The following is a 24,911-nucleotide window of genomic DNA, read 5'->3' as shown; positions in this document are numbered from 1 at the left end:
AGTGATTGTGAGCAGGGACTGTTGCTGGAGCGGGTGGTCAGGTGCCGACCGCGACGATCGCGGTGGCCTTCGTCCGTCGCCGGCGGGAGATGAATCCCGCCACACTCGCCACGACGACGGAGAAGATGAGGGCAGCACCGGTGACGATGCTGATGGTGTCGGAGCCGATGCCCGCGAGCTGCAGGGTCTTGTTGAGCGCCGCGATCAGCACACCGCCGGCGAGGGCGCCGAGGATGGTGCCGCGGCCGCCCCAGATGGAGACGCCGCCCAGCACGATCGCGGTCACGACCTGCAGCTCGAAGCCGAGCCCGTTGGTGCCGATCGCGTTGCTGTACTGCAGCGTGAAGTAGACCCCCGTGGCGCCCGCCACGAGACCGCTCAGGATGAACAGCGTCAGCCGGGTGCGGTTGACCCGCACCCCGGAGAAGGCGGCCGTCTCGGGACTCAGCCCGATGGCGAACACACCGCGTCCGAAGGGTGTGAAGTGCAGCAGCACGCCGAAGAGGATCGCCAGGATCAGGATGGCCAGAGTGATCACCGGCACCGGGAGCCCACCGAGCGGTGCGGTCACCGATCGGGTGACGTCGGTGGGGAAGTTGGTGACCGAGGTGGTGCCGAGCAGTCCCACGGCGATCCCGCGGAACAGCGCGAGCGTTCCGATCGTCACCGCCAGGCTCGGCAGCCCCACGATCGTCACCAGCACCCCGTTCAGAACACCGACCAGGCCCCCGGCGACAACGCCGATGACCGCAGCGATGCCGATGGGGATGCCGGCCTGGAACGCCAGTCCGAAGATGGCACTGGAGAAGCCGAGAACGCTGCCCACGGAGAGGTCGATGTCACCCGTGATGATGATGAGCGTCACGGGGAGCAGCATCAGCAGCACGGGAGCCGAGTTGAGGATCATCGTCTGGTAGGTGTACGGCTGGGCGAAGAACGGCACCGTGAAGGTGGCGATCACGAGCAGCAGCACGATGGCGAGCATGATCACCGACTCGGTGCGCATCAGTCCACGGCGCCAGAGCGGCTTGTCGTGACGACGGTACTGGCGTGGTTCGGCCGCGAGCATGGCCTCGCTCATGACGCACTCCCCTTTCGCTTGGCACGCCGGGCTCTGCTCAGGAAGAGCGCGCGGTCGAGCAGGATCGCTCCGACGATGAAGATGCCCACGATGGACTGCTGCCACAGGCTGGGCACCCCGAGCACCGGCAGTGCGCTGCTGATGGTGGCGAGGAAGAAGGCGCCGAGGGCGACCCCCCAGATGGTGCCGGAGCCGCCCACGATGGCCACACCGCCCACCACGGCGGCGGCGATGGCCTCGAGCTCGTAGCCCGTGCCCACCTTGGCGTCTCCGGTGGCGTAGATGGAGAGGTAGACGAGACCGCCGAGACCGGCGAGCGCACCGCTCGTCACGAAGGCGGTCAGCGTCAGCCGGCGGTCGCGGAGACCGAACAGCCTCGCCGCCTCGGCGTTCGAGCCGAGCGCGTAGAGATCGCGACCCGCGCGTCGACTGGTCATGAACCAGCCCACGATCAGCACCACGAGGAGCACGAGGATGAGCAGCACCGGGATCGATGCCCACTGCATCGTGCCGAGGGCCCTGAACTCCGGGGGCAGCCAGCTGGAGCGGATGAAGTGCGGCCCGATCCACAGGATCGCGATGCCACGGTAGGCGTAGAGCGTGCCCAGCGTGATCACGAGAGACGGCACCTTCAAGAACGCGACCAGCAGGCCGTTGATCAAGCCGAGGAAGGCGCCGAGCGCCACACCGATCATGACGACCAGCACGATCGGGATGCCCTCGACGTTCGCGAACAGCCACCCGGCGGTGTAGGTCGACAGGCAGAGGATCGAGCCGATCGACAGGTCGATGTTGCGGGTGATGATGACGATCGCCTCGCCGAGCGCGATCAGGATGAGAATGGTCGGCTGCCGGAGCAGCTCTCGCCAGCCGCCATCGCTGAACACGAAGGTGGGCTGCACCGAGACCGTCGTGGCGATCAGCGCGATGATGAGCACCGCGAGCCCGAACTCGCGGGCCCTGATGAGCTTCTGGAATCCGGTGCGGCCCGCCTCGACGGGGGGAACGGTGTGCGTCACGCTCATGCCGCGGCCTCCGCTTCATGGGTCGCCGCGTACATCACGGTCTCCGGAGTCGCCTCGTCGCGGCTGAGTTCGGCGGTGATCCGCCCCTCCCGCACCACCAGCACGCGGTCGGCCATGCCGAGCACCTCGGGCAGTTCCGACGAGATCATCAGCACGGCCACGCCGGTGCCGGCGAGCTCGGAGAGCAAGCGGTGCACCTCCGACTTCGTGCCCACGTCGATGCCGCGGGTGGGTTCGTCGACGATCAGGATCGAGGGTTTCGTGGCGAGCCACTTGCCGAGCACGACCTTCTGCTGGTTGCCGCCCGAGAGCATCGAGGCCTCGGTGTCGAGCGAATGCGTCTTCACCTGCAGGCGCGAGGCCCAGGTCTCGGCGGCAGGCGCCTCCAGCGAGGAGGTGATGAAACCGAACCGGGCCAACCGCTCCCGGATGGCGAGGGTGATGTTGGTCTGCACGCTCGCATCCATCGCCAGGCCCTGCTTGCGTCGGTCTTCGGGCACGAAGCCCATGCCGAGCCTCATCGCGGCCGCGGGGTTCTTGGGGGGCACGGCCGCACCGCCGATCCGCACCGAGCCCGAGTCGTAGGGATCGACACCGAACACCGCACGGGCGATCTCGCTGCGGCCTGCCCCCACGAGCCCGGCGAAGCAGACGATCTCACCCGAGCGAACGGTGAAGCTCACGTCTGAGAACACCCCGACACTCGTGAGGCCGTTCACCTCGAGCACGGCGTCGCCGATCACCGTCTCCTGCTTGGGGAAGAGGTTCTCGACGCTCCGGCCGACCATCTGCCGGATGATCGCATCCTCACTGGTCTCGGAGGTGATGTTCGTGGCGATGTAGGCGCCATCTCGCATCACGGTGATGGTGTCGCAGAGCGAGAACACCTCGTCGAAGCGGTGCGAGATGAAGATGAGGCCCTTGCCCTCGTCTCGGAGCTGCCGGGCGATGCCCATCAGCCGCTCGACCTCGACACCCGAGAGGGCCGCGGTCGGTTCGTCCATGATGATGACCTTCGCGCCGACCGAGATCGACTTGGCGATCTCGACCACCTGCTGGTCGGCGATCGAGAGGCCGCGGGCCTCCCGGTCGGGGTCGATCGGCACACCCAGGCGCTGGGTGAGCTCGCGGGTCTCGCGCCGCATCTTCGCGCGGTCGAGGGTTCCGAAGCGGGTGTAGGGCTGGCGACCCACGAAGATGTTCTCCGCGACGCTGAAGTCGGGGAAGAGGGTGGGCTCCTGGTAGATCACCGCGATGCCGGCGTCCTTCGCATCCGTCGTGCTGTGGAAGTCGACGCTCCTGCCCTCGAGCCGGTAGTCACCGCCGTCGCGCTGGTAGAGCCCTCCGATGATCTTCACGAGCGTGGACTTGCCCGCACCGTTCTCGCCCACGAGCGCGTGGATGCTGCCGGCATGCAGGGTCAGATCGGCGCGCACCAGGGCGGCGACGGCGCCGAACGACTTGCTCACCCCGGCCAGCTCCAGCAGTGGCGTGTCGGTCATATCTCGTTCACCTCAATCTCAATCGAGTAGCTCCGGCTCTCACCGGGTTCGAGTTGCGGAAGGATGCCGTGCTCGCGTGCGGCGGCGCGGCCGTTGATCTCCGGGGTGTTCGCGGGTTCGAGCCCGAGCACGAAGTGCTTCGTCGCCGTGAGCTTCCACTGGAAGATCGCGGGCAGGGTCTCGGAGTGGCGGAGCGTGAATCGGAGCCCGCGCGACTCGTTGGTGACGTGCGCGACCCGGTCGTCGCCTGCCCGGTGCACGTAGACCTGCTCGCGGAAACCGATGGTGGGTTCGCCGATCGCCGCTCGATCGTCGAAGCCGCCCGCCGCATCCGGATCGCGTGGTTCCACGCTCGCCGCGGGGATGTCGATGACGGCACCGGTGTCGAGCAGCGGCCAGCCGAGGTTCACGTGGTACAGGACCATGTGCGGACTGACGGTCTCGGCCTCGTTCGTGACGGTGTCGTCGATCGTGAACGACGAGGAGCCCACTGTCGAACGGATGGTTCGGCGGAGCACCAGGTTCTCGTGGAACACGGAGGCCTGCCGCACCTCGCCTGTGACCGTGACGAGCTCGGGCGTCGCGCTCACCTCGATCAGGGTGGCGGAGATGTTGCCGATCGGACCGTGCATGCCCACCACGCCGTCGACGTCGTCGGCCGGCGGGCCGAAGCTGTCGAGCCCGCAGGTGGTCACGAGACCGCCCCCGAAGGAGCGCAGCCAGCCGCGGCCGTCGGGCCGGTAGGCGTCGGGGCGCGTGAAGCCGGTCGAGGAGATCCAGGCGAGCGGGAGGCCCTTGAACGACGCGGCGCCGATGTCGAGGCCGCGGTCGGGGTGCACGTCGAACTCGAGGCCACCGCCGTTGACCACCCGCAGTCGCCGAGCGCCGCGGGAGGGTCCGTCGTCGTCGACGAAGCGGTCGACCCGGGCCACCTGACCGAGCGACCCCACACGCAGCAGGGCCTCCTCCACCGCGGCGCCGAACACCTCGCCCTGCCGCTCACTCAACGGAACCGAGCTCCACGTTGCCGGGGCCGAAGTGCTTGAGCACCACCAGGTCGTCGGTGCTGCTGCGGTTGGTGATCGTGACGCCGGCGCGCGCGGCAGGGGCCGAGACGAAGAACTCGTCCTGGCTCAGCTGGCCGAAGCGGATGACGGTGGCGGCCTGGGTGTCGTGACCGCCGAAGGATCCGACACCCTGCACCACGATGGCTCCGTAGGCATCCTGGTCGGTGACGGTCACGGTGCGGCCGGGCCGAACCGTGAGCTCCTTCGCGCTGAAGGCATCGGAGCGGAAGACGATCCAGTTCTCCACGTACTCGGCGCCCCCGTCGGCGGCCGAAGCCTCAGTGGCGTAGGGGCGCATGAATCGGTTGGGCACGAAGTCGACGTCGACGTTCTTCTCCCAGTCGAGCAGGTCGAGCAGGAACTCGAAGTCGCCGTGGTGCTCGTGCGGAACGTCTTTCCAGAGGAGCTCGGCGGGCACCTCGCGGTTGTTGCTCCACGACTCGCACATGCAGAACACGTCGCTCGCTGCTTGCGGCTCGTAGGTGCAGATGCTCGCGGGGGCGTGCAGCACGCCGGCGGGGATGTCCCAGCCCGTGCCGAGCTGGGTGCGGTAACCGAGCGAGAAGTCGGTGATGCGGTTGTCACCGCCCTCGATGAATCTCTCGAGGCGCTCCTTGAGCTGCGCGCGGGTGGTGTTCGGCTGGAGGCCGAGGAAGGAGATCGCCTGGTCGCCGAGGTAGTTGTTCATGTGCGGCGAGTAGTAGTACGCCTCGGGCTTTCCCACCTTCTCGACGAGTGCGGCCTTCTCGTCGGAATGGTGCACGTGGAAGGGCAGGGGCTGCAGGTTGTCGTAGAACTTGGAGTACATGGTCCAGCCGCCGAAGCGGTCCCAGAGGCGGTCGCCGATCACGTCGGCCTTGTGGTGCTCCACGAATTCGTCGAAGGGAAGAAGGCCCCCGGCGGGGTCGACCACGAGGCTCAGCCCTTCGTGTGCGCCCGTGAGCGGGCCGTTGTCGGCACGGATCGTGCTCGCGAGCCAGCGCTCGTCGATTCCGCCTCGGGTCTGCTCGAAGGGGAAGTAGTCATCGGGGTGCAACCGGATGCGGCGGCCGGGAGTGCAGAACGCCCTCGGAACCCACGCAGGAGCGAACCGCACGACGCCGTTCCCGGCATCCAGTGCACGATCGAACGCGCTCGTCTGGGAGACGACGTTCTCGTAAGCCTCGGAGGTCATCTTCGACACCCTTCGTTGTTTCGGGCGTCGCCGCAGAGGCGTGGCAACGCTGCCGGTCATGGGTTCAATGAACCACCCCTGGAATGTAACACCGGGCTTTTGCGTGTGTCAACGAATTGTGAGGAGACATATCCGACCTCAATGATCACGCGGGTAAAACGGCGCATTTGTTACAAGTGGACCTTGATGTAACATCAAAATCACAGCGAGATAACGGAGGCGACAATGGCGATTCCCACCGAATCGGGGCGGCGGCGGGAGCAGCTGCTGGCCATCCTCGAACGAGACAACATCGTGCGGCTGAGCGAGGCCGCGGCAGCTCTCGACGTCTCCGTCATGACGATCCGGCGCGACCTCGCCGATCTCGAGGGCGACGGCCTGCTGCGCCGGGTGCGCGGCGGCGCCATCTCGGTGATCGGACCCCGACCGTTCGACGAACGCCAGTCGGAGCACTCCCGCGCCAAGGAGATCATCGCCGAGAAAGCGCTGGCGCTCGTGCCTCGGTTCGGCTCGATCGCGTTCGACGCCTCCACTACGGTGGGCACTCTGGCCGAGCGCCTCGGCCCGCGGTCGGGCCTCACGGTCACCACGAACTCCTACCCCATCTACGCGGTCGTGAAGAACGCCGAGGGCGTCACACCCATCCTCATCGGAGGTGAGACCGAGGAGACCACCGACACCTTCGTCGGTCCGCTCGCGGTGCAGGCCGCCGAGTCACTGCGCTACCAGCGCTTCTTCGCCTCGGCGAGCGCCATCGACTCCGATTTCGGCACCACCGAGGTGTCGCTCGCCGAGGCCCAGATGAAACGTGCCTTCTTTCGAGTGTCGAAAGAGCTCGTGCTGTGCATCGATTCCTCCAAGCTGCAGCAGCAGTCCACGGCCGCGTCGTTCGAGCTCTCGCGCGCTTCGCTGCTCATCACCGAGCTCTCCCCCGCCGACCCGCGCCTCGACGACTTCCGAGACCTCGTGGAGCTCCTCTGACCCCGCCGTTCCACCCCTCGCCCCGCCCTCCGACGATGGCGACAGGGCGGGGATGACGACAGGGGCGGTGGTGGCCGGGCGGGCGGACCGCCCGGCCATCACTCAGTGCGCTCGCGGGAGGGAGCGCCTGCGGGTGAAGCCCCACACGACCGTACCGGCTCCGGCGACGAGCAGGAGCAGCCCGGCCAGGCCGCCGGTGGTGCCGGCGGCGGATCCGGTGGCTGCGAGGGTCGAGGCCTCACCGCTGCCGGCGGGTGCAGGGGTCGAGGTGGGCGACGGCGTGGGCGTCGGTTCCACCGGCAGCGCGTGCGCCAGCTCGGGCGTGCTCGTCGGCGCGACACGGTGCAGGGTGGCCTGCTCGTAGTCGTACGACATCGCCAGCAGCTCGGCGTCCTGGCTGCGGGGCGCCGCGAGCTCGAGGCCCGCGGCCTCACCCGTGGAGGTGAAGCCGGCCGGCAGCGAGACGGTCGGGATGCCGGTGTTCGCTCCCACATCGCAGAACGTCGTGCCCGCCCAGTCGGGCGTCGCCGACCCGGCGCTCGTCGGCATGGCGAGAGCGTCGAGGTCGCGGTCCACGAAGTACTGGTCCATGGCGGCCTTGCCCGCGTCCTGCTCCGCCACGGCGGCGTCGTAGGTGGGGTTCGGGATGTCCTCGCCGGCCATGAAGTAGTCGATGTCGCCCTGCGTGAGCGAGGATCCGCCATCGGCGATCACGTCTTCGAAGGTCAGCTCATCCGCGGGCTCGGTGAGCGACGCGAGGCCCTCGGGCCAGGTCGCCTCCGTGGTGGCGAAGAAGGTGTTGATGCTCGAGCGCATGTCGGTCCAGCCGCCGCTCTTGAGCGTGCTCGAGACGAACTCGTGCGTGAAGTCGGGCACCGGCACGATCTCGGCCCCCTGGGCCTCGAGGTCGGCGACCGCCTGGTCGAACAGGGCGATCTGCTCGGCGAATCCGGGGCGCGCCTGCTCCTCGGCGGTGTAGTCGTACTGCACGTAGCCGATGCGCTTGCCCTCGAGGGCGGTGTCGCTGAGCCCTTCCACGTACTCGTCGGTCGACTGCTCGTCGGCGATCTCGGTGAGCGGATCGGCGGGGTCGTACCCGGCGAGCACCTCCATGAGGAGGGCGGCATCCGTCACCGTCTTCGTCATGGGCCCGGAGACGTCCTGGCGGATGCTGAGCGGCACGATGCCGGCCACACTCGTGAGTCCCATCGTGGGGCGGTAGCCCACGAGGCTCTCGTGCGCGCTAGGGCCCACGATGGAGCCGCGGGAGTCGGTGCCGAGGCCGGCGGGCCCGAAGCTCGCGGCCACGGCGGCACCGGTTCCGCCGCTCGAGCCGCTCGCGCTGTTCGCCTGGTTGTAGGCGTTGTTCGTGCGGCCGCGCTCGGAGCTCAGCGTGTAGGTGCCGTGCCAGGCGAACTCCGACATGTTCGTCTTCGCCAGGATGATGGCCCCCGCGTCGCGCAGGCGCTGCACGGCGGTCGAGTCGACCTTCGTCTGGTAGGTGCTGAGCGAGGCGCTGCCGGCCGTGGTGGGCATGTCGAAGGTCGCGTAGTTGTCCTTCACGAGGATGGGCACGCCGTGCAGCGGGCCGCGGAGCTCGCCGGCCGCGCGCTCGGCGTCGAGCGTCGCCGCGGTCGCGAGGGCGTCGGGGTTCGCCAGGATGACCGCGGCGAGCCCGGGCTGGTCGCCGTACGGGTCGTCGTAGGCGGCGATGCGGTCGAGGTACTCCTGCGTGAGCGCCACGGAGGTGGACTCACCGGATTCGAGCAGGGCGAGCACGTCGGTGATGCCGAGATCGACCACATCGGGTGCGGCGGTCGAGGCGGTCGGTGCGGCGAACGCGGCGGGAACGAAGGCGCTGGAGGCCACGAGCGCACCGGCGCACAGGGCGGTCGCGGCGGCGGTGCGGGAGAACGAACGGCGGGAGGAGGGTCGAGGGGGCAACGCGGTTCCCTTTCACGGAGAACGGAGGCGGACCGCCGGAACAACGGGCGGATCGCCAGTCTGCTCCCCGTGCGTTTCCTGGGCGTTTCCGCCCCAGGTCGATCTCGTTGCGGTGGCCGACGCGGCACCGTCCGAGGGGTCACTGACCGGTCGAGGAGGAGATGCTCGGCAGGTCGTCCCAGGTGAGTGCGCCGTCGGGATCCACCGCCCAGATCACCTCGGACAGGCTCAGGGGCGCCGTGTTCACCCAGCTGCCTGGGTCCCAGCCTGCGGAGATGGAGCCGAGGAGAACCCAGCCGCTGCCTGCATCGGCGACCACGTTCGCATACCCCTGCTTGGTGGCCGACTTGGCCGGAGACGCCGGATCGGGCGCTCCCGTCGTCAAGGAGGCGACATTCAGCCCGTCGGAGGCCAGGAAGGTCAGGCGCCCATCGAAAGCGCTGAGAGGCATGAAGTCGCCCAGTTGGCTGATGGTGGCAGAATCGATGGAGAGCACGGTGGTCTGCTGCGTCGGGTCGTACACGGAGAGCGTGCCCGTACCCATGGCGTGCAGCCCACTCACGGGATCCCCGATGACAGGCTGCCATGAGTTCGCATCGAGCGTGACGCCGCTCAGGAGATCGATCGTCACATCCGCAGACCCGGCGTACTCGCTGGCGTTCAGCACGCCGGGGGCCGAGGAATCGAACGCGAAGCTCTGGGTGCCGCCGCCGGTCGCCGACCACACGGTCTGGCCGGTCGCGAGGTCGAGACCAAGGATGCCGTTGTAGTCGCAGCCGACAGCCACCCTCCCCGGGCCGGAGTAGAGCGGTGTCGTGCTGGCGTATCCATCTCCGCAGGTCGCACTCCAGAGGAGTTCTCCCGTCTCGACGTTCACCGCGTCCGCGTTGCTGTGCGACCCGATGAGCGCCTCCTGCAGCCCGTTGTCGAGCAAGACGAGCGTGTCGCCGAGGAGGCCCACGTGGTTGAGGGAGTTCTGCGAGAAGTTCGCGCGCACAGGCACGGCGGATTCGGCCAGCGGAGTGCCGTCGATGTCGTAGCTCCTGATCACGAGCTGCTTGCCCCCCGCGTTCAGGCCTTCGTTCGGGGTCTTCTCCAGCGTGACCAGGGCGAGCGCCCGGCTGCCGTCGGGGTCGGACTGAACCGCCGTCCACTGCCCCTCGATCTCCGACTGATCCCATTGACTGGCCAGGTCGATGGTGCCCCCGGTGGTGGTCCCCGGTCCGTAGAGAGAGAAGACGCTCGACCCCGAGGCCAGGTCACTCAGAACGACCACCCGCGGCCCGACCCCCACGAGCGTCGCCGTCGACGAGATGGTCGCACTGCTCGTGGGAGGGGCGTCGGGTGTCGGGGTCGGCGTCGGTGTGTACTCGACCTCGGTCTCCGTCGGCGCTTGGTCCTCTTGCGGTGCAGGTGCCGGTGTCGTGCTGCACCCTGCGAGAGCGAGGACCAGGGCGGTCACGGCGACCGCCATCCCCCGTTCTCCCCCGCCCAGCTGTCCACGCCGTCGACGTGCAAGCCCACCAGATGCCATGACTCTCCTCCGATGTGCGGGTTGCCGGGATGCCCACAGTAGGAGTGCGGATGCGCTCGCGGCAGCCCTTGGATTCGTCGGCACGCGAACAGGGGGCGCGGCCACGCTCCGACTCCTGGGTGCCCTACACTCGGATCACCCAGGGGGGGCGAATTGCTCGAGCAACCACACACAATCCGCATCGGAGTGGTCGACGACCACGAGTCGGTCGTGCTCGGCCTCCGCGAGGCGTTCCGCACAGACGAGACCGTCGACATCGCGGCGTCGGCAGCGACTGTGGACGACCTCCTGGCTCAGGCGATCACCATCGACGTCGTCATTCTCGACCTCCGCCTCGCCGACGGTTCCTCGCCGGTCAGCAACGCGAAGCGGCTCTCAGCGCGCGGCATCAAGGTCATCGCCTACAGCTCAGGCGAGCATGCGCACCTCAACAGGCTCGCTGCCACGAGCGACATCCTCGGACTCGTGCGCAAGTCCGCACCCGTGAGCGCCCTGGTGGAGGCGGTTGCAGCGGTGCGCACGGGGGCCGCGATCATGTCGGCCGACCTCGCCGCGGCGATCCACTCCGACCCACGGGTGCAGGATGCCGGCTTGAGCCCCCAGGAGGCGAAGGTGCTCCAGCTCTTCGCCGACGGCCTGAAGTCGCACACGGTGGCGGGCGAACTGGGCATCGCGACCGCGACCGTCGACGACTACGTGCGGCGCATCCGTGCGAAGTACACGTCGGCCGGGCGACCCGCGCACACGAAGATCGACCTCTACAAGCGGGCCGTCGAAGACGGGTTGCTTCCGGCTCCCCAGGCGTGATGCGCCGCTCTCCGCCATCGCCGGGTGTGACCGAGCAGCGCTTCCGACGGTTCATGGTGCTCTGTCTCGGTGTCGCAGCCTCCGCCTTCACGGGGGTGGTGTGGGGGCCGATCACCTCACAGGCCGACTACGAGAGCCCTCTGTGGGTGGTCGGCGCCGTGGTGATCGTGTTCGGCCTGCCGATCGCGACAGCCGTGGCCGCTCTCATCGGCTCGGAGAAGGCAGTCCGCATCGGGCTGGTGAGTGCGACTGCCGGGTTCCCGGTGGTGATGCTCACCCTGGAACCGTCGCTGCTCAGCGGCTCCCTCCCCGCGGAGGTCGGTGCACCCTGGATCCTCGGGATCACACCGCTGGCCGCGGCGACCGCTGCACTGGTGCTGCCGGGAGCAGCGGCCTGGGCCTATTCGGCCGCGCTCGCGGTTCTGGTCGCCGGAGATCGGATGCTCGCCTTCCCCGGGTCCGTGGTCGACGTGGCTCTGCAGGACGCGCTCGTGGCCCTCCTGCTGCAGTCCGTCTTCGTGGGGCTCACCCTCGCCACTCTGCGAGCGGCACGATCGCTCGTCGCCGCAGCGGCCGCCCTGCGCACCGAGTCCGTCGAATCGGCGCAGGAGCTCGCGCGAGCGCGAGAGCAGAGCCGCGCCGATGCGCTGATCCACGACACGGTGCTCGCGACCCTCCTCCTGGCGGCGCGGGCGACGGGCGGAGATCGCACGCGGGTCGCCGCCCAAGCCCAGCGAGGGCTGGCGCAGATAGACCGCCTCCGAAGCCAGGTGCCCGGAGCGACATCCCCGGCCCTCACGCCGATCGACCTGGTCTGGCGCGTACAGTCCGTCACGACGGAGCTCGATCCCTACGCGGAGTTCACGTCATCGGTCGCGGGCGAGCTGACCGTACCCGCCGCTGTCGCCGACACGATCGTCGATGCGGTGGCAGAAGCGCTCCGCAACTCTGTGACGCACGCCGGTGGATCCGCCTCGCGAATGGTCGTGGTCGATGTCCGCGAGAAGGCCCTCCACATCGGAGTGCTCGACGACGGTGTGGGCTTCGACCCCGACACCCTGTCGAACGATCGCCTCGGCATCCGGCTGAGCGTGCGGCAACGCATGGCAGCCGTTCCCGGCGGGAGTGCGCGGATCTCGTCGCGGCCGGGCGCCGGCGCGAGTGTCGTGCTCGAGTGGAGTGCCGATGCGCCGGGCTAGGTCGATGCGCCGGGCCGAGTCGATGCGCCGAGCCAGCGCGACGAGCCCGACCGGCGTCGCCGCGCTGCTGGGCATCCCCGGGGCCGGTTCGTACACTCTGCTGGGCATCTACCTGGTCACGATCGCCGTTCTCGCAGCCACCGCCGGCGGTGCACCCATGCGCGGATGGACGGGCTGGGTCTCGCTCGCACTGACGGTCGCAGCGGCCTTCACGGTGGTCTCCCGTGGGCCGTCTCCGCTCCCACTCGCCAAGACCATCGCCATCATCGGAGCGACGACCGCGTCGAGCATTCTGCTGCCGCTCGAGCTCGACCCCCGCGTCGGCGCCGGCTACACGACGTGGCACATCCTCGCCGGCACGCTGATCCTGCTGGCCCTCGCCGTGCGGGGACGCATCGGCGGAGCGTGGGCCGGTTTCGGGTTGATGGCCGCGGCCACCGTCGGGTGGAAGCTGCAGGGCGGTGGCGGTCCGATTCCGGGGCTGCTGATGGTATCGCACGAGGCCGTGGCCCTCCTCGCCGGCACCCTGTTCGCCGTCGGCTTGGCGCGGATCACTCGTTCGCTGGCGCTCCTGCACCAGCTGGAGACGTCGCGCGCCGCGGAGGTCGCGGCAGCTCACGCGGCAGCCGCCGAACACGCCGTGCAGATGAGGCGATTCAGCGGGTCGGTCGCCGAGGCCCTCGCTGCGATCGCCTCCGGAGCCCCGCCGACTCCCGAGGCCCAGGCGTCGTATCGCGCCTTGGAGGGCGACCTGCGCGACCGCATCCGGGGCCAACGGCTGCACGTCGAACCCCTCATCTCGAGTGTGCGATCCGCCCGGCTGCGCGGAGTGGAGATGGCCCTGCTGGACGACACCGGGGCATCGGACTCAGAGGCCCCCGATGCCCACGACGCCTCGCTCGCTGAGCTCGGTGATCTCGCGCGACGGATCGCATCCGACGTCGACCGCGTCCACGAAGGCGCCGTGACGATACGACTCACCAGCACCACCACGCATCCCGTCGCCTCGGTGGTCGTGGTCTCGGCAAACGGAACGACACGCCTCCAGCACGTCACCACGGCGTCGTGAACCCGCCGTCGAACCGTCGGGTGAATCGAATCCGATACGAGGTCCGAACGTGACGCCGGATGGTCGTTGACTGCTGGATCGCGCACCTGCTATGGTGATGCTCAAACGTTACAGCAGTCCCCGCAGGGGTGCTCTTCCGAAGGTCAGCGAGATCTGACGGGAGTCTGCTCTAACGTTGCAGCATGAAGAGAAGAACTGTCGAAGGAGACATGGTGGCATCCTCAGCGAGTGCAGTCGGGGTGACGCTTCGTGACATCGCGCGAGAAGCCGGGATCTCCGTCAGCGCCGTTTCGATGGCACTGAGGGACCACCCGCGGATCGGCCCGGAGACGAAGTCGCGAGTGACGACGATCGCCGATCAGCTCGGCTACGTCCCCAACTCCGCGGGGCGAGCGCTTCGTGCACAGAAGGCCGATGCCATCGCGCTCATCGTTCCCAACACCAGCCAGCACGTCTTCGGCCACGCCTACTTCATGCACGTGCTGACAGGAGTCACGGCCGTGGCGAACAACAGCGACGCACAGGTCATGATCTCGACGAACCCGGATGAATCCCACGGGATGGCCGCCTACGAGAGGGTCATGCGCTCCGGGCGGGTCGACGGGGCGATCGTCACCAGCGCCGCCGTGACCGATGACAACATCGAGCGCCTCGTTCTGAGCGGTCTCCCTCTGGTGCTGCTCGGGAACTTCCCGTACCTTCCTGACTCGATCAGCATCGGTGTCGACGATCGGGCTGCTGCGTTCGAAGCGACCTCGCATCTCATCCAGGTTCACGGGCGCCGAGCTCTCGTGCACGTCAGTGGACCTCTCGACCACCAGAGCGCGATCGATCGCCGAGACGGATTCGTCGCCGCAGTCGAAGCGCACGGTGCCACCGGGCAGGTGCTCGACGGTGACTACAGCGAATCGCGCGGCGCGAGCGCGGTCGAGCACGTCGAGGGAATCGACGGAGTGTTCGCCGCCAACGACGAGTCGGCGTTCGGCGCCATGACTCGCCTTCGGGAACGCGGTTTCGGCGTTCCGACAGATATCTCGATCATCGGGTTCGACGACTTCGGCCTCAGCCGCGTCACGACCCCGTCGATCAGCACGATGCACGTGCCGGCGGAACGCATGGCACGTCTTGCGACCGAAAGGTTGTTCGATCTCGTGTCCGGCGAGTCGGTCGGGCAAGGTGACGCTCACGTCACGCTGCCCGTCGAACTCGTGGCGCGCGAGTCGTGCGGCTGCTAGGCGCACCACCGAGAGGGCCGTCTCTCATCCACCTGAACAACACCATCTCATAGAGCCCGAAGGAGAGTTTTCTGATGAGAAGAATCACGTCTGCAGTGGCGGTCGCAGCGGTTGCGGCTGTCGCTCTGGCAGGGTGCAGCGGCGCTGCACCCGAATCGAACGGCCCTGTCGAACTGACGTTCTGGAGCGGGTTCACCGGCGGAGACCGAGGAGCCTACGAGGACCTCGTGGCGTCGTTCAACGACACCCACGAGGACATCCAGGTCACCATGGAGGTGCAGCCCTGGGACACGATCGCCCAGAAGCTGCCCTCAGCCTGGGCGACCGGTCAAGGGCCCGACCTCGCCACGCCGAGCTTCGATCCGAATGTGGTGTCGAAGTATCTCGATACCGGTTCACTGCTGGCGCTCGACGACGTCGGCGACACGAGCCTGCTCGCGCCGGCGGCGGTCGAGGCGTTCACCGTGGATGACGCGCTCTACGCCGTTCCCGCGAACGTCGCCACCCTCCAGCTGTACTACAACAAGTCGCTCTTCTCGGCTGCCGGCATCGAGCAGCCACCGAGCACGGTCGAGGACTTCAAGGAGAACGCTCGAGCGCTGACGAGCGACGGCGCTGTGGGCCTCTCGCTGGCAGACCACGAGACCATTCAGATGTGGCCCATCCTGCAATGGCTCGAGGGCGGCGACATCGTCGACGACGACGGCTGCTCTGTGCTGGACAGCGCCGAGAACGTGGCCGGTCTGCAGAGCTGGGTCGATCTCGTCGAGGCAGGCGCCGCGCCCGTCGGGCTGACAGGGGCGGAGTCGGATTCCCTGTTCAGCGCCGGCAAGGCAGCGATGCAGCTCAATGGTCCGTGGGCGGCAGCGGGGTACGCCGATGCCGGCATCGACTTCGGTGTCGCTCCGGTTCCCGTGGGTGTCGACGGCCCGGTGACGCTGGCATCGACCGTGCCCATGGCCGTGTCCGCGCGCACGGAGCACCCGGCCGAAGCGCAGGAGTTCCTGGAGTGGTGGACGGGCCAGGATGCCCAGCGCCAATTCGCCCTCGCAAGCGGTTTCCCGCCCGTGCGCACGGATCTCGCCGAGGATCCAGAGCTCGCCTCCGATGAGGTCGTGGCGGCTTTCGCGGCCGCCCTGCCTTCGGCTCGGCTGTATCTCGAGGGTGTCGAGGGTGCCACACAGATCGACGCAGAGGCGTATGTGCCGTTCATCGGCGAGATCACGCGGGGTGAGGATGTCGCCGAGGCGGCGGCATCGGCCACGGCGAAGATCGATGCGATCACGGGGTGCTCGGGCTAGTGACGACACGACCCACCCCTCCGGCCACCAGGGCTGCTCGCACTGGTGGCCGGAGGGACTCGATCAAGCCCCGATTCCGAGGGCTTCCCGGATGGCTGTTCGCGGCACCGAGCCTGATCATCCTTCTCGTCTTCATCGTCTACCCGATCACGCAGTCGCTCTGGTACAGCCTGCACAATTGGCGTATCGGTGCCGAGAGCCAGATCTGGCTCGGGCTCGGCAACTATCAGAGGCTCCTCGGCGACGAACTGTTCTGGAACGCGCTGCGGGTGACCCTGGTCTTCTCTCTGGTCAGCGTCGTCCTGCAGATCGCGATCGGCTATTGGGCGGCCAACGCCCTCGTCCGTGAGACCTGGTTCAACCGCGTCGTTCGATCTGTCTTCTTCTTCCCGACGATCGTCGCTCTGGCGACGATCGGACTGGTCTGGCGCTTTCTCCTCGACGCCCGCATCGGATTCGTCGGGGGTGTCATCCAGCTCTTCGGCGGGGATCCGGTCGAGTTCCTGCAGGATCCGTCGTTGGCCTTGCCGACGGTGATCTTCGTCAGCGTCTGGAAGACCGTCGGCTACGCGATGGTCATCCTGCTCGCCGGGATCAAGGGTGTGCCGGATTCCCTCTACGAGGCGGCTCGGCTGGACGGTGCGAACGCACGACAGCTGAACTGGCATGTCACCCTGCCCAGCATCCGTCCGACCCTCCTGTTCGTGACCATGATCCTCACGATCAACTCCCTTCAGGTCTTCGACCTCGTCTACGTCATGACCAACGGCGGGCCGCTGTTCGCGACCGACACGCTCGTGACGATGATGTACCGCGAGGGCTTCACCAACTTCGACCTCGGCTACGCCTCGGCGATCGCCTGGGTGCTGTTCGTCATCATCATGCTCCTGTCGGCGTTCCAGCTCAGATTGTTCAGGTACCAGGATGTCGACTAAGTTCCGACTCTCTCTCAAGTGGGTTCTGCTTGGCATCGGTGTCGTCGCAGCCCTCATCCCGTTCATCTGGATGATCGGCGGCTCGTTCCGCAGCGAGGCCGACCTGTTCGCCGCACCGGAGCGGCTCCTTCCGAGCACCTGGACCCTCGACGGCTACATCAGCATCTGGCAGGAGCTCCCGTTCCTCCGGCTGCTGCTCAACAGCTTCATCTTCGCCGGGGTCACGACGCTGCTGTGTCTGCTGTTCGACTCGATGTGCGCCTACGCGCTGGCACGAATCCAGTTCCGCGGATCGACCGTGCTGTTCTGGCTCGTCATCGCCACCTTGATGGTCCCCTTCCAGGTGACGTTGATTCCGGTGTTCATCGAACTGTTCCACTTCGGATGGCTCGACACCTACCAGGGCCTGATCATTCCGCGTGCGACCAGCGCTTTCGGAATCTTCATGCTGCGGCAGTTCTTCATCTCCATCCCCCGGGAACTCGACGAAGCGGCGCGCATCGACGGGGCAGGTCACCTCCGCATCTACTGGACCATCATCCTGCCGCTGGCCAAGCCCGCGTTGGCGACGCTGGCGGTGCTGCACTTCATGAACCTCTGGAACGACCTGCTCTGGCCCCTGATCGTCACGAGTTCCACCGAGATGCGCACCCTCCCCGCGGGCCTCACCCTCTTCGGCGGGCAGCACGTCACCGATCACGCGGTGCTTCTCGCCGGGGCGACGATCTCCCTTCTTCCCCTCGCGCTGGCCTTCTTCCTCGCGCAGAAGTACTTCGTGGCGGGCATCGCGACGACAGGACTGAAATGAGACCTCCCCACGAGCCGTTCGCCCGCGGCGGCTTCACCTGGCTCCTGGGCATCGAAGACACCTGCGTGTATCCGGTGTCGTCGTCGGAGGAGCCGCTCGACGAACATGCGCTCACCGGACACACCACGGCCTGGCGTGACGACCTGTCGCTCGCTCGCGAGCTGGGTGCGACCGCGATCCGGTACGGGGTGAGCTGGCCGCTCGTGCATGTCGCGCCCGGCGTGTTCGACTGGAGCGAGCTCGACCGGATCATCCCGTTCGCCGTCGATGACCTGGGGCTGACCATCGTCGCCGACCTGGTCCACTACGGCACGCCTCGATGGCTCCCCGGTGCTTTCGCCGATCCGGGTTATCCGGATGCGATCGCGGAGTTCGCAGGTGCGTTCGCTGCGAGGTACCGCTCGCGGGTGTCGCACTTCACCCCGCTGAACGAGCCCGTCACCACCGCATCGTTCTGCGGTCTCCGAGGTGTGTGGCCACCGCGACTGTCGGGGTGGGAGGGCTGGGTCGCCGTCGCCGTGCCCATCGTGATCGGCATGGCGAAGACGACGGCAGCGATCCGCGAGGTGAATCCGGATGCCCTGATCGTGCACGTGGAAGCATCCACCGTCATGCACACCGACGATCCGGAACTCGCTCAGCACGCAGCACTTCTGCGCGATATCGGCTGGTTGCCGACCGATCTCCTGCTCGGTCTGGTCGACGAGCAGCACCCGTCGCGGGCATGGCTGCTGCAGCACGGTGCACGCCGGGAGGACCTGGAATGGTTGCGTGCTCACCCGGCCGCACCGGACTTCGTGGGAGTGAATTACTACCCCGACCTGACGCCCCGCCGCCTCGAGCTCATCGACGGGGAGCACGCACAGATCTCCTACGACAAGTGGACGGATGGACTGAGCGAGGCCCTGGAGGGGTTCGCGGCCCGGTACGGACTCCCGCTGATCATCACGGAGACCAGCATCGAGGGCGACGACGCGGTACGGGTCCGCTGGCTCCAGGATTCCGCCGTGGCCGTGGAGGAGCTGCGCGAACGGTGCGACATCCGCGGGTACACCTGGTGGCCGATGTTCGACTTCGTGGACTGGTCCTGGGCTGCCGGCGGCGCCAACGTCGAGGAGTTCGTGATCGAGTCGGTCGCCGCAGACGGCACCACCACTGTCGGGCCCGCACGATCGCTCGGTGATCCGTCCGAGGGAAAGACACCGTTCCTACGACGGATGGGTGTCGTCAGGCTGGAGGAACGCGCGGATGGCGAGCTCGCTCGCGTACCCACACCGGCCGCCGCACTCTTCCGGGAGCTGTCGTGAGCACCCCCGTCTACGACGAGTACTACGCCGACCCGTACGTGCTGCGGCTCTCCGATGGCTCCTATGTCGCCTACGGCACGGGCCGCCCACCCGCCACGGGAGAGGCCGTCTTCGAAGCACTCACCTCCGACGACCTGCTGCAGTGGCGATCCCGCGGCCCGGTACTTCCTCGCCTGCCCGCCTCATTCGGCGACGAGTACTGGGCGCCCGAAGTGGTGGAGTCGGACGACGCCTGGTGGCTGTACTACTCGGTCGGGCACGGGATCATGGGGCACCATGTGCGTGTCGCGCGCGCCGACGACCCGCTCGGTCCCTTCGTGGATCAGGGCGTCGATCTCACACCGGACGAGCTCTTCGCAATCGACGCCCACCCCTTCCGAGACGACGACGGGTCGTGGTACCTGTTCTTCGCCCGCGATGTCCTGACGCATCCCCGCCCGGGCACGCACCTCGCCGTCGTTCGCCTGGCCACGATGACGGCGACCGCAGGAGTTCCTCTCACTGTGCTCGAACCGAACGCGGACTGGCAGATCTTCGAGCGAGCCCGCGCCCTCTACACCAGCACCTTCGACTGGCACACGCTCGAAGGCCCCACGGTCATCCACCGCGCCGGGCGCTACTGGATGACCTATTCCGGAGGTGCGTGGACCGGCGACGGCTATGCGGTCTCCTGGGCGGTCGCCGACCACCCCACCGGCCCCTGGTCACACGCCCCCCGCTCGACAGTCCCGTTGCTCACGACGAACGATGACGGGCTGATCGGGCCCGGACACAACTCGTTGGCCACCACGCCCGACGGCGACGACGTCATCGTCTTCCACGCCTGGGATGCGCACCACGACGCACGCATGATGCACGTGCACCGCATCTCCTTCAAGCCGGAGGGTCCCTGGGTCGGCGGCCCGGCCCAGGGACCCTCCCTCTGACCGACGGAACAACCGACACAACACAGGGAGAAGTATTCAATGACGAATAGTGGATTCATGTCCGTCCCGAGGGGCTCGACACGTCGCCGCAGAGGCGGCCCCCCAGGCCGTCGCCCGTTCGCAGAGGCCGCGGGAAGGCCCCGCTCGTGGTGGATCGGCGTGCTCACCGTCGCATTCCTGATCGTCGGGGGTGTTCCCGCCACCACCGCGGCGGCAGCGACCGACGTGGTGCCTACCGCGCCCGACATCCAGACGCAGACGCAGACGCAGACGCGTGCTGCAACGATGGAGCAGGCCATCGCCGCATCGCCGGGACTCCCCTGCGATGTCTTCGCGTCCGGGGGAACTCCGTGCGTCGCGGCCTATTCGACGGTTCGGGCGCTGAGAGCGTCCTATACGGGCCCGCTCTACCGCGTGACGCGGGCCTCGGACGGAACGGGTACCGACGTGGGGCTCCTCAGTTCGAAGTACGCCAACGCGGCGTCGCAGGACACGTTCTGTCAGAACACGGTGTGCACGATCGTTCAGGTGTACGACCAGTCCGCACAAGCGAACCACCTGTCGATCGCACCGGTCGGCGAAGCCGGCTCCAGCGCGATCGGTGCCCGAGCTGATGCGCTGCCGATCACGGTCGCCGGAAACGCCGTCTACGGAATCCAGGTCGAACCCCGCGTCGGCTACCGACGCGCGAACGGCGCGGGGCTGGCGGTCAACGGTCAACCCGAGTCGATGTACTGGGTGGCGAGCGGAACGATGGCCACGAATGCGTGCTGCTTCGATTTCGGGAACGTCGAGGCGACATCGACCAACACCGGCGCCGGACACATGGACACGTTGATCATGTCGACGTTCTGCGGCCAGCCGCCGTGCTCGGGAAAAGGCCCGTGGATTCAAGCGGATCTCGAGAACGGCGTCTTCATGAGCAACGGACCGGGCAACCCGTCCAGCGTCAGCCAGACGAGTCCCTTCGTGACCGGGGTGCTGCGCAACGACGGCCAGACGAGCTTCGCTCTCGACGGTGGCAACGCCACCTCAGGGTCGCTGGCGTCGCTGTTCCAAGGACCGTTGCCTGCGGGCTACGCGCCGATGAAACAGGAGGGCGGCATCACCCTCGGTGCGGGTGGAGACAACAGCAACGCCGCGCCCGGCTCCTTCTTCGAGGGGGCCATCACCTCCGGATACGCGTCGAACGCGACCATCTCGACGCTGCAGACCGACATCGCGTCCGTGACCTACTCAGGAACCTCCGGCGGAGGGCCGGGCGTCGGCATCACCGGCCCCGCGGGCAAGTGCATCGACGTCAACGGTGACGACAACGGCGTCGGCGGAGCTGCAGTGCAACTGTGGGACTGCCTCCACGACGCTGTCGATCAGAAGTGGCTGCACATCCGGACGACCCCGACGGTGTATCTCACGTCGGGTGTGAACGAGTATCCGAACACGTTGAAGACGATGGGTCGGTGCTTGGAGATCACCGGCAACACGACGACAGCGGGTTCGCCGATCCAACTGTGGGACTGCAACGGACTCGGCGGCCAGCAGTGGTTGACGCAGAGCGACGGGACCATCAAGAACCCGCAGTCGGGGATGTGTCTGACCAGCCGCAGCGCACAGACCTCGAATGGCACCCGATTGGAGATCCAGCCCTGCACGGGGGCCGCGAGCCAGCGGTTCATCGTCACTCCGGGCCTGCTCTTCGATGAGACGCCCATCAACGCGCCCGGCGGCAACTGCGTCGATGTCACCGGTGCGAACAACGGCGGCAACGGAACTCGCGTGGTCACCTCCGATTGCCTGCGCGAGGCCAACGACCAGAGCTGGTGGTCCACGTCCAACGGATCCCTGACGACGTTGGGCCGCTGCCTCGATGTGGTCGGCAACAGCACCGCCGCGGGCAGCCAGGTTCAGCTGTACGACTGCAACGGCGTGGGCGGGCAGAAGTGGGTGCAGCAGGCGAACGGTTCTCTCAAGAACCCGCAGTCGGGCCTGTGCCTCACCGACCCGACCACTGGGACGAACGGGACCGTGCTCATCATCCAAGCGTGCAGCGGGGCGGCCTCCCAGTCGTTCAAGGTCTCAGGCGGTCGCATGATCTCCGCTCCTGGCGGGAAGTGCATGGACACCGTGGGCGATGACACCTACGGCAACTGGTCAGGGCCCAAGGTCCAGCTCTGGTCGTGCATCAACCACGCCGCCGACCAGCACTGGACTCTGACTCCGACCAACACGCTGGAGACGATGACCCGGTGCCTTGACGTGGCAGGGAACAGCACTGCCCCAGGAGCCACGGTGATCCTGTTCAACTGCAACGGAGTAGGCGGCCAGCAGTGGGTGCCGCAGGCGAACGGGACCATCCTCAACCCGCCGAGCGGACTGTGCCTCACAGCGCCGGGGACGACGTGGGCCAACGGAACACAGCTCACCATCAACACCTGCTCGGGAGGCGCCAACCAGCAGTTCATCTAGCGAACGGTGGACGGGTTGCCGGTTCCCCCACCAGGAGGAACCGGCGACTCCCCCGCACGCGGAGCCCACTCCCGGGGTCAGCGCCGATACGATGACACCAGCCTCCCTGCGAGGCTCATCGGAGGTCGGAGCACTCCGACCTCGATGGTAAATCGGGGGATTCTTGGTCATGCCACATGACGAGCTGGATTCGGCACGAACGGCGGAGGGTACGTCCGAGAGCGGGCGGGACCGAATCACTCCGGCGACCGGGTCCCGGTTGAGCGAGTTGTCGCACGATGTCCTCGCGAGCGCCCTGACCGAGAATTCCGTAGGCGTGATCATCACCGACATCTCCCAGACCATCCTCTTCGCGAACGAAGCCGTACAGGATCTGACCGGCTACACCGAGGTCGAGATGCTGGGGCGCAACTGTCGGTTCCTCCAGGGTCAGGACACCGATCCCGTCACCGTGGCCGAGATCCGAACGGCCCTGGTCGACGGTGCCACGTTCCGTGGCGTGCTCCTGAACTACCGGAAGGATGGAAGCACGTTCTGGAACGACCTGACGGTCACCCCACTCCGTGATGCCGCCGGTGACATCACCCACTTCGTCAGCGTGCAGAGAGACAGTTCCGAGCTGGTCGGCCTGCGCGAGGACTTTCAGGTCCAACTCAGCCGCGTGAAACGCGAAGCGGAGACGTCTGAACTCCTCTTGCAGGTGGCCCATCTGCTCAGCACCTACTCGCGCATGGACGATGTCATCGCGGCCATCGCCGAGGGCATCCTCTTCGTCAGCGCGGCCGAGCGATCTGCGGTCGCCCTGTGGGACCCCTCGGCCGAGTGGATACGAGTGACCGCTCAATCCGGGTGGCCGGCACATCTCGCCGACAAGGTCACCTCGTTCGCCGTGTCGGCGGCCGATCTGCCCGAGATCGGTTTCCTCGCCTCCTCGGGCCAACCTCTGGTCATCGGCAGCAACTCGTCACCTCAGATGCGGGCGCTGCTGGACGAATACGAGGTCGCCGCCTTCGCTGCAGTGCCCGTGTCCTCCCACGGCGAGCTGCGCGGCTTCCTGTTCGCCTACTGGGTCGACAGGGAACCTTCCAGCGAGGAGAATCCGATCGAAGAGCGCCTCGAAGGCCTGAGCAACCTCGCGGGCGTCGCGCTGGAGAACGCAGCGCTCCTGGACAAAGCGATCTGGAACGGTACCCACGACACCCTCACCGAGCTCCCCGATCGGAACATGTTCGAACAGAGCCTCCAGCAGAGCCTCGAGACCGTTGCCGCGACCTCCGAGACCGTTGCGGTCCTCTACCTCGACATCGACCGGTTCAAGCGCACCAACGACACTCTCGGTCATCACGCCGGAGACGAGGTCCTCCGCCATGTCGCCGGCGTTCTGGTGGCGTCGGCCCGGGAGGTGGACTTCGTGGCCCGAGTGGGCGGTGACGAGTTCGTCGTCGTGCTTTCCGATCGCCACGCGGCCGAGCTGGCGGAGGACGTCACCGGTCGGATCCGCAAGCAGCTGGAGAAGCCCCTCACGATCAGCGGGCAGGACGTGTTCGTCTCGGTCTCCGTGGGAATCGCGGTCAGCAGCTCCGTGGATCCCACCCTCGCCATCCGGAGGCAGAGCAAGACGCTGACCGCGACGGCGGACGCTGCGATGTACCGGGACAAGGCCCAGCGAACGGGCACTCCCGATCGTGTGCTCCGCCCCACCGAACTGGCCATCGACTCCGCACTGCGAGGAGCCGTTGCCCGCGGGGAGATCACTGCCTCCTTCCAGCCTCTGCTCTCGCTGTCCACCGGCACGATCGATGGCGTCGAAGCGCTCGCCAGGTGGCATCACCCGCCTCTCGGGAATGTCCCCGCAGCCGAGTTCATTCCCATCGCGGAGAAGAACGGGATGGTTCACGAGATCGGTGCCGAGATCCTGCGCCAGGCCCTCGCACTCGGCCGAGCGGCAGCGAACGGTGGAACGCCGGTCGACGTCTCGGTCAACGCCTCCGTCATCCAGCTCATGCAGCGAGACTTCATCGATTCTCTCCTCGCAGCGATGTCCCGGAGCGGTGTTCCCGCCGAACGGATCACCATCGAGATGACGGAGTCGTTGCTGATCACCGATGCCCACCAGATCAACCGGCAATTGCAGGAGATCCGGAACCTGGGGATGAAGGTGTCCCTCGACGATTTCGGTACCGGTAGCACCGCTCTCTTGCAGCTGAGCGACCTTCCGATCACCGAGCTCAAGATCGACCAGGCCTTCGTCTACAACGACAGCCCGGCCGGCGAAGCGGTGCTCCGAGGGATCGTCGAGCTCGCTCATGCGGTCGGACTCGAGGTCGTGGTCGAGGGCATCGAGACGATCCGTCACCTCCAGAACGCCCGCCGCGTCGGGAGCGACCGCGCCCAGGGCTACCACATCGCGAAGCCCATGAGCCACGACGCTCTCCTCGCCTGGCTGAAAGCACCTCCGACAACCACGTAGATTCGCCCAGCCTCCCCACACGTCGGCGCCACGCGGCCCGGAAACCACTGAGGCCCGGTTCAGAAACGAATTCTGACCGG

Annotated in this window: 19 protein-coding genes; 12 read left to right on the top strand and 7 right to left on the bottom strand. The window is 67.4% G+C overall.

Annotated features, from left to right (window positions below):
- Nucleotides 1-37 precede the first annotated feature (37 nt).
- The 5 genes from ACEXQC_RS12660 to ACEXQC_RS12640 are packed head-to-tail and all read right to left on the bottom strand — an operon-like array spanning nt 38 to nt 5,849.
- On the bottom strand, nt 38-1,081 hold the full coding sequence (locus ACEXQC_RS12660; protein ID WP_374822667.1) for an ABC transporter permease: 1,044 nt from the start codon (nt 1,079-1,081) through the stop codon (nt 38-40).
- Nucleotides 1,078-2,106, bottom strand: a complete 1,029-nt coding sequence (locus tag ACEXQC_RS12655) for an ABC transporter permease (RefSeq protein ID WP_374822664.1) — start codon at nt 2,104-2,106, stop codon at nt 1,078-1,080. The genes ACEXQC_RS12660 and ACEXQC_RS12655 overlap by 4 nt, the downstream gene beginning before the upstream one ends.
- Nucleotides 2,103-3,608, bottom strand: coding sequence for a sugar ABC transporter ATP-binding protein (locus ACEXQC_RS12650; protein ID WP_374822661.1), 1,506 nt, complete (start codon nt 3,606-3,608; stop codon nt 2,103-2,105). Before ACEXQC_RS12650 ends, ACEXQC_RS12655 begins: the two co-directional genes overlap by 4 nt.
- Nucleotides 3,605-4,615 carry an aldose 1-epimerase family protein gene (locus ACEXQC_RS12645; protein WP_374822658.1) on the bottom strand — a complete coding sequence of 337 codons (1,011 nt, stop codon included), beginning with the start codon at nt 4,613-4,615 and terminating at the stop codon, nt 3,605-3,607. The genes ACEXQC_RS12650 and ACEXQC_RS12645 overlap by 4 nt, the downstream gene beginning before the upstream one ends.
- The gene (locus ACEXQC_RS12640; protein ID WP_374822656.1) at nt 4,608-5,849 is read right to left on the bottom strand and encodes a hypothetical protein; all 1,242 of its coding nucleotides are present in this window, start codon (nt 5,847-5,849) and stop codon (nt 4,608-4,610) included. Before ACEXQC_RS12640 ends, ACEXQC_RS12645 begins: the two co-directional genes overlap by 8 nt.
- Before the next feature lie 225 nt (nt 5,850-6,074).
- Between ACEXQC_RS12640 and ACEXQC_RS12635 the strand changes: the two genes are divergently transcribed.
- Nucleotides 6,075-6,830, top strand: coding sequence for a DeoR/GlpR family DNA-binding transcription regulator (locus tag ACEXQC_RS12635; RefSeq protein ID WP_374822653.1), 756 nt, complete (start codon nt 6,075-6,077; stop codon nt 6,828-6,830).
- A gap of 102 nt (nt 6,831-6,932) precedes the next feature.
- Here ACEXQC_RS12635 and ACEXQC_RS12630 read toward each other — a convergent pair whose 3' ends face one another.
- Together ACEXQC_RS12630 and ACEXQC_RS12625 are read right to left on the bottom strand one after the other, a co-directional pair.
- A complete protein-coding gene (locus tag ACEXQC_RS12630) occupies nt 6,933-8,774 on the bottom strand; it encodes an amidase (RefSeq protein WP_374822651.1) in 1,842 nt (613 codons plus the stop codon).
- Nucleotides 8,775-8,913: 139 nt separating this feature from the next.
- Complete coding sequence (locus tag ACEXQC_RS12625; RefSeq protein ID WP_374822648.1) at nt 8,914-10,236, bottom strand: PQQ-binding-like beta-propeller repeat protein; 1,323 nt, start codon at nt 10,234-10,236, stop codon at nt 8,914-8,916.
- A gap of 258 nt (nt 10,237-10,494) precedes the next feature.
- On the opposite strand from ACEXQC_RS12625, the gene ACEXQC_RS12620 reads away from it, so the two are divergent.
- The 11 genes from ACEXQC_RS12620 to ACEXQC_RS12570 all read left to right on the top strand — a co-directional run bounded on the left by ACEXQC_RS12620 (nt 10,495) and on the right by ACEXQC_RS12570 (nt 24,831).
- Nucleotides 10,495-11,115, top strand: coding sequence for a response regulator transcription factor (locus ACEXQC_RS12620; RefSeq protein WP_374822646.1), 621 nt, complete (start codon nt 10,495-10,497; stop codon nt 11,113-11,115).
- Nucleotides 11,116-11,168: 53 nt separating this feature from the next.
- The gene (locus tag ACEXQC_RS12615) at nt 11,169-12,314 is read left to right on the top strand and encodes a sensor histidine kinase (RefSeq protein ID WP_374822643.1); all 1,146 of its coding nucleotides are present in this window, start codon (nt 11,169-11,171) and stop codon (nt 12,312-12,314) included.
- A gap of 4 nt (nt 12,315-12,318) precedes the next feature.
- Entirely contained in the window at nt 12,319-13,383 is a 1,065-nt protein-coding gene (locus ACEXQC_RS12610) for a DUF8320 family protein (protein ID WP_374822640.1), read from the top strand.
- 182 nt (nt 13,384-13,565) lie between these two features.
- Nucleotides 13,566-14,618: a LacI family DNA-binding transcriptional regulator gene (locus ACEXQC_RS12605; protein WP_374822637.1), complete on the top strand. Its 1,053-nt coding sequence runs from the start codon at nt 13,566-13,568 to the stop codon at nt 14,616-14,618.
- Nucleotides 14,619-14,692: 74 nt separating this feature from the next.
- A complete protein-coding gene (locus ACEXQC_RS12600) occupies nt 14,693-15,919 on the top strand; it encodes an ABC transporter substrate-binding protein (protein WP_374822634.1) in 1,227 nt (408 codons plus the stop codon).
- Nucleotides 15,919-16,854, top strand: a complete 936-nt coding sequence (locus ACEXQC_RS12595; RefSeq protein WP_374822632.1) for a carbohydrate ABC transporter permease — start codon at nt 15,919-15,921, stop codon at nt 16,852-16,854. Before ACEXQC_RS12600 ends, ACEXQC_RS12595 begins: the two co-directional genes overlap by 1 nt.
- Nucleotides 16,844-17,662 (top strand): carbohydrate ABC transporter permease, encoded by an 819-nt coding sequence (locus ACEXQC_RS12590; protein WP_374822629.1) that lies wholly within the window; start codon nt 16,844-16,846, stop codon nt 17,660-17,662. Before ACEXQC_RS12595 ends, ACEXQC_RS12590 begins: the two co-directional genes overlap by 11 nt.
- A complete protein-coding gene (locus tag ACEXQC_RS12585; protein ID WP_374822626.1) occupies nt 17,659-18,969 on the top strand; it encodes a family 1 glycosylhydrolase in 1,311 nt (436 codons plus the stop codon). The genes ACEXQC_RS12590 and ACEXQC_RS12585 overlap by 4 nt, the downstream gene beginning before the upstream one ends.
- Nucleotides 18,966-19,895 carry a glycoside hydrolase family 43 protein gene (locus tag ACEXQC_RS12580; RefSeq protein ID WP_374822623.1) on the top strand — a complete coding sequence of 310 codons (930 nt, stop codon included), beginning with the start codon at nt 18,966-18,968 and terminating at the stop codon, nt 19,893-19,895. The genes ACEXQC_RS12585 and ACEXQC_RS12580 overlap by 4 nt, the downstream gene beginning before the upstream one ends.
- A gap of 159 nt (nt 19,896-20,054) precedes the next feature.
- Nucleotides 20,055-22,361, top strand: coding sequence for an arabinofuranosidase catalytic domain-containing protein (locus tag ACEXQC_RS12575; protein WP_374822620.1), 2,307 nt, complete (start codon nt 20,055-20,057; stop codon nt 22,359-22,361).
- 169 nt (nt 22,362-22,530) lie between these two features.
- Nucleotides 22,531-24,831 carry a sensor domain-containing protein gene (locus ACEXQC_RS12570; RefSeq protein ID WP_374822617.1) on the top strand — a complete coding sequence of 767 codons (2,301 nt, stop codon included), beginning with the start codon at nt 22,531-22,533 and terminating at the stop codon, nt 24,829-24,831.
- Nucleotides 24,832-24,911 lie beyond the last annotated feature (80 nt).

It is taken from the genome of Herbiconiux liukaitaii (assembly GCF_041927495.1).
In the GTDB taxonomy this organism is placed as follows: Bacteria; Actinomycetota; Actinomycetes; order Actinomycetales; family Microbacteriaceae; genus Herbiconiux; species Herbiconiux liukaitaii.
This window is presented reverse-complemented; position numbering and strand designations above follow the sequence as displayed.